At 71.6% G+C, this 5,362-nt stretch carries 6 protein-coding genes; 3 read left to right on the plus strand and 3 right to left on the minus strand.

Annotated features, from left to right (window positions below):
• On the plus strand, positions 1-581 hold a 581-nt coding region (locus tag G6030_RS16725; protein ID WP_187701581.1), incomplete at its 5' end, for an ATP-binding cassette domain-containing protein.
• On the plus strand, positions 578-1,213 hold the full coding sequence (locus G6030_RS06120) for an ATP-binding cassette domain-containing protein (protein ID WP_182642514.1): 636 nt from the start codon (positions 578-580) through the stop codon (positions 1,211-1,213). The genes G6030_RS16725 and G6030_RS06120, both read left to right, overlap by 4 nt.
• Positions 1,214-1,224: 11 nt before the next feature.
• Here the strand turns inward: G6030_RS06120 and ccsB are convergent, their stop codons facing one another.
• Positions 1,225-2,265, minus strand: a complete 1,041-nt coding sequence (gene ccsB / locus G6030_RS06125; RefSeq protein WP_182642515.1) for a c-type cytochrome biogenesis protein CcsB — start codon at positions 2,263-2,265, stop codon at positions 1,225-1,227.
• The gene (locus G6030_RS06130) at positions 2,262-3,950 is read right to left on the minus strand and encodes a cytochrome c biogenesis protein ResB (RefSeq protein WP_131885362.1); all 1,689 of its coding nucleotides are present in this window, start codon (positions 3,948-3,950) and stop codon (positions 2,262-2,264) included. The genes ccsB and G6030_RS06130 overlap by 4 nt, the downstream gene beginning before the upstream one ends.
• 284 nt (positions 3,951-4,234) lie before the next feature.
• On the opposite strand from G6030_RS06130, the gene G6030_RS06135 reads away from it, so the two are divergent.
• Entirely contained in the window at positions 4,235-4,735 is a 501-nt protein-coding gene (locus tag G6030_RS06135) for an SRPBCC family protein (RefSeq protein ID WP_043567491.1), read from the plus strand.
• A 75-nt stretch (positions 4,736-4,810) separates the two neighbouring features.
• On the opposite strand, the gene cynS is transcribed toward G6030_RS06135, so the two are convergent.
• Positions 4,811-5,260 carry a cyanase gene (cynS, locus tag G6030_RS06140; protein ID WP_182642516.1) on the minus strand — a complete coding sequence of 150 codons (450 nt, stop codon included), beginning with the start codon at positions 5,258-5,260 and terminating at the stop codon, positions 4,811-4,813.
• Positions 5,261-5,362: the final 102 nt, after the last annotated feature.

Raw genomic sequence — 5,362 nt, forward strand, 5'->3', positions numbered from 1 at the left:
CGGACTCGGTGGTCGCCGGCCGGGTCGGGGTGGGTGGGCGCGGGGCGGGTGGGCGCGGGGTGGGCGGATCCGGAGGGGCCGGTTCGCCCGGTCATGTGCCGCAGACCGCCGCCGATGCGTTCACTCCGACCCGGCACATCCGTGGGCAGCTGGAGGAGTCGATCGCGGTCACGGCAGCGCGCGGCAGCGCGACCGACGTGGCAGCGCTGTGCCGGTTGATGGGCGTCGATCCCGCGCTCGCCGACCGCTATCCCCACCAGCTCTCCGGCGGCCAGCTGCGGCGGATGGCCATCGCGGTCGCGCTGGGCACCGGGCCGTCGGTGCTGCTCGCCGACGAACCCACCGCCGGACTCGACCCCGATCTCGCGCTCGCCGTCCTGTCGCAGCTGCGGCGACTGGTCGACGAGACCGGTGTCGCGGTGCTGCTCGCGACGCATGACCTGGCGGCGCTCGAGGCCAGCGGCGCTGCCGACGAGGTCGTAACGATGCAGGTAGGGCGCCTGTGCCCTGCGGACCCCTCCCAGGGCAGCCGCGCCGACGCGGATCCCGCCGCACCCGTCGGGGAGCTGGTGACACCGTGACCCTCGTCGCCACTGGCGCCGCATTCCGCTACCCCGGCTGTAGCGCGGAGGCACTGCCCCCGACCGATCTCACCGTCGCCGCGGGCAAGATCACCGCCCTCGCCGGCCCCTCGGGTAGCGGCAAGACCACCCTCGCGCGATTGCTCGCCGGGCTCCTCACGCCCACCGCCGGATCGGTGATCGTGACCGAGGACGGCACTACGAGCGAGGTCCGGCCGCGGCGCGGTCGTCTGCCCGGGCACACCGCGCTTCTCGACCAGGACCCGGCAGCCGCGGCGGACCCGCGACTCACGCTCCGGCGGATGATCGCCCTGCCCGGGCGGAGCCGGCGGATCGCCGTGGACGTGGACTCACTCGCTCGGGAGGTCGGGCTGGAGGCGTCGCTGCTCGACCGGCGTCCGGGCGAGGCCTCCGGCGGACAGCTCCAGCGGGCGTGCCTGGCCCGGGCCCTGGCGCAGCAGCCGCGCTACCTCCTCGCCGACGAGGCGACCGCGCACCTCGACCCCGATGCCGCCGCCGTCGTCCTCGAGGTCCTCCGGGCGCGGACCGACCGCGGCCTCGGTGTTCTCGCCATCACCCACGACCGGGACGCGGCCGCCGGGTGGGCGGATCACGTCGTGACGCTTCGATGACTCGCCAGAGGTCAGTTCAGCCCGGCGTAGGAGTGCAGGCCCGAGACCACGATGTTGATGAAGAACAGGTTGAACACCAGCACCGCGAAGCCGGCGATGTTGATCCACGCCGCCTTCTTGGGGCCCCAGCCCGACGTCGCGCGGGCGTGCAGGTAGCCGGCGTAGAGCACCCACGAGATGAAGGACACCGTCTCCTTGGGGTCCCAGCCCCAGAAGCGGCCCCACGCGCTCTCCGCCCACACGGCGCCGAGCAGGATGCCGACGCCGAAGACCGGGAAGCCGATCACCGTGGCGCGGTACGCCAGCCGGTCGAGAGTCTCGGCGGCGGGCAGCGGACGCGCCAGGCGCGCACCCCAGCCCCGCTCCTCGCCCCGCGGCTGCCACACCCGGATGAGGTACATGATCGATACGACGCCCGGGATGAGCAGGATGCCGGAGCCCAGCGAGATGATCGTGACGTGGATCGGCAGCCAGTACGAGCGCAGCGCCGGCACCACGGGCGCGGCCTCCGAGTACAGGTTGGTCCCGCCGAAGAACAGCAGCACCAGCACGGGCAGCAGCACGAACGGCCACGCCGTCTGCAGTGCCGGCTTGCGCAGGAACACCAGCCCGGCGCCCACGGCGAGCAGGGTGGTGCCGAGGATGAACTCGTACATGTTGCCGAACGGGAAGCGGTCCGTCGCCAGGCCGCGCGTGATCATCGACCCGGCGTGGAACAGGAACGCGACCACGATGAACAGCTGCGCGATCCGCGCCCACCGCACATTGCCCTCGGAGGCGCGGTTCTCGTCACCGGTGTCGGTGAGCGACCTCGACTCCGTCAGGCCGACGTCCGGGCCACCGACTGTTCCCGACCCGCCGGCGGCTGCGCCCTGCCCGGCCCCGACCAACTGCTGGTGCGAGACCTTGGGGACGCGGAAGCCCGCGTAGTAGATCAGCGACGCGATGAGCGCCAGGGCGTAGATCCCGAACGCCGTCCGGAAGGCGAGGTCCGAGTACGTCGACAGGGTCTCGTCAACGGGCAGTCCCTGCGCGAGGGTCCAAGTGATCACCGGGTGTCGTCCTTCCGCACGTCGTCGCCGGCGGTGCCGCGACTAGATGAAGTGTGGTCCTTATCAGCCCCACCCGGCAAGACGGGTGTGACGGCCGAGGCCGCGACCAGCCGATCGCGGAGCTCGTCGAATTCGCTCCCCCAGCCGGACCGGTCCGTCTTGGCGAGGCCTCCCAGTTCGACGCGGGTGACTTCGTCGTCGTCGACACTCACCCGCGCCCAGATCCGCCGGCGCCGCACCATCAGGCTCAACACCAGCCCGCCCATCATGACCGCGGCGGACACCCCCACCCAGATCTGCGTGGGGTCGGAGGAGACCTGGATGTTGATGAACTCCTCCGCGCCGTCGAAGCGGACCTCGGTGCCGTCGGCGAGCGTCGTGGACTCGCCCGGCCTCAGGTTGACGCGCGCCTCGCGGTTGAGGACGCCCGACTCGATGAGATCCGAGTCGAGGGAGAAGATCGACTGCGGGCGGCCCGTGTCGAGGCCGGCGTCGCCGCGGTGGACGTCGATCGCCACCGCCGGGTCGTCCATCCGCGGGAACCGCGAGCTGAGCAGCGTGCCGTCGAACTGGGCGGTCGGGGCGAAGAGGCCCTGGATCGCGATCTGTTGCGTGCGCCGCTCGGCCAGGTCCGGGTACATCCCCGCGGGCGGGTCGAAGCGCATGATGCCCGACGACAAGAAGGTCTGCAGCTCGGTCGGCTGCCAGTGCTGCGTGTCCGTGCGTGTCTCGCCGTTCGGGAACGTCACCGTGAACGTCGGCGCGTAACCGTGGCCCTGCAGGTAGACGCGGGTCGATCCGATGCGCAAGGGGTGGTTGACCCGCATCTCGTACGGCTCCCACGTGTCGGGGTCCGTGGTGGTGACCTCTTCGCTATAGCGCACGTTGGAGGTGAACATCTCGGCCTGACCGTTGGGCAGGTAGTCGGCGCGGAAGTCCTCGACCTTGATGCAGAACTGCTCGAGGTCCGTGCCGTCGACGAGCAGGCCCGCGCGGAACGAGTCGTAGGCGCTGGGGGTGGTGTTGCAGAACGCCGGCGACTCGGCGTTGGCGACGATGACGCGCATGCCCTCCGCGTAGACGAACTTGCCCGCCGCGAACATGATGAGCAGCGCCAGCAGGCCGAAGTGGAAGACGATGTTGCCCACCTCGCGCATGTAGCCGCGCTCGGAGGACAGTTCGATGGTGCCGGGGACGCGGCCGTCGCCGTCGTTGCGGCGCACCCGGCCCTTGAGCTCGCGGCGGATCTGCTCGGCGGCCTGCTCGGGGGTGGCCGTGGTGCGGTAGGCGGCGTGGTGCGGCAGGCGCGACAGGTTGCGCGGCGTGAGCGGTGGCGGGGTGCGCAGCTGCTTGACCAGCTCGATCGAGCGCGGCGTGAGGCAGCCGACCAGCGAGATGAACAGCAGGACGTAGATCGCCGTGAACCACCAGCTGGAGAACACGTCGAACAGCTGGAGGCGGTCGTAGAGCTCGCCGAGCCAGCCGTTCTCGGCGATGTACTCGTTGACGTTGCCCTCGTTGAGGCTGCGCTGCGGCAGCAGGGCGCCCGGGACGGCCGCGACGGCCAGGAGGAAGAGCAGGATGAGCGCCGTGCGCATGGCGGTGAGAGTGCGCCAGGCGTTGCGGAGGAAGGAGGTGACGGTGCCCAGCGGTGAGCGGGCAGCGGCAGTTCTGGGCTCTGGCATGGGGTCCATCTGCGGGTCGCGGCGCGCCGAGGCGACTCGGCGCCGGTCGCACCCAGGCTAGCCCGGTGATCCTGAGCGGAACCTGGCAGGGTGCGGGCGGGGTGGAGCCGGGATGGGGGTGCGGCGGCGCGTGGTTCCGCGGGGCGACACAGCGGGGCGGCCGACCCTCCCCGGGGAGGTCAGGCGGGGTGTGGCGGGGGTGTGGTGGGGGTCTCGCGGTGACCCACCACGGGAGCCCGGAGCTGTTCTAGCCTCGGGTCATGACCCGGAGCACCGCGCCCACCATGCACCCCTGCGAGCCCGTCGGTCTCGACTACACCGCCACCGCGCGGTTCCGGTTCTCCAACTCCGTGGACATCCCCGCCACCCCGGAGCAGCTGTTCGAGATCTTTCTCGACGCCGACGCGTGGCCGCGCTGGGCGGGGGTGATCACCGAGGTGGTCTGGACCAGCGCTCCCCCGCACGGCGTGGGCACCACGCGCACCGTCCACATGCTGGGTGGGCTCGTCGGCGACGAGGAGTTCCTCGCCTGGGAGACCGGGCGGCACATGGCCTTCCGCTTCACCGCCTGCTCGCTCCGTGCCGTGCGGGCCTTCGCGGAGGCCTATGACGTCGAGCCCACCGACCGCGGCTGCCGCCTCACCTGGACTCTCGCGCTGCACGGGAACGCGCCGACGAACCTGTCCCTCACCGTGGTCCGGCCCGTCATGAACCTGCTCTTCCGGCGGTTCCTGCGCACGCTCGCCGCCCTGGCCGCCGAGCGCTACGCGGGTCGGGCCGGTTGAGCGTTCTCGTCGTCGTCGACCTCGTCGTCTGTCTCGTCGGCGTGGACCTCACCACCGTCACCACCGTCACCACCGTCACCACCGGTAGTCGAGGAACTTGCCGTCCAGGGTGATCGCCACGCGGTCACCGTCCGGGTCGGGCCGGCGGGCGATGTCCACCCGGAAGTTGATCGCGCTCATGATGCCGTCGCCGAACTCCTCGTGGACCAGCGCCTTGAGCGCCGGCCCGTAGACCGACAGCGCCTCGGTGAACCGGTAGATCGTCGGATCGGCCATCACTTCCGCCGGCGTGCTGCGCCCCGGCTGCAGGGCGAGACTCTCCGCCACGTCGTCGCCCAGTCCCAGCAGGTCGCACACCGACCTCGCCTGCTCGGTCGACATCGGGTGCTGGCCGAGTAGAGCGGCCGTGGTCCACACGAGCGGGGTCCCCAGGTGCTCGGCCAGCTCCGTCCACGTGCGGCCCTGGCGGATGCGCGCCGAATCGACATGGGCCGCGGCCTCGCTCTTGGACATGATCGGGATCATCGATGGGCCTCGACGACGGCGGGCACGGTGGTGACGGCGGGCGCGGCGGGCGCGGCGGCCGGGTCGTTGATCACGGCGGCCGGCGCGGCGATGGGCGCGGCG

It is taken from the genome of Dietzia sp. E1 (assembly GCF_014145015.1).
In the GTDB taxonomy this organism is placed as follows: Bacteria; Actinomycetota; Actinomycetes; order Mycobacteriales; family Mycobacteriaceae; genus Dietzia; species Dietzia cinnamea_A.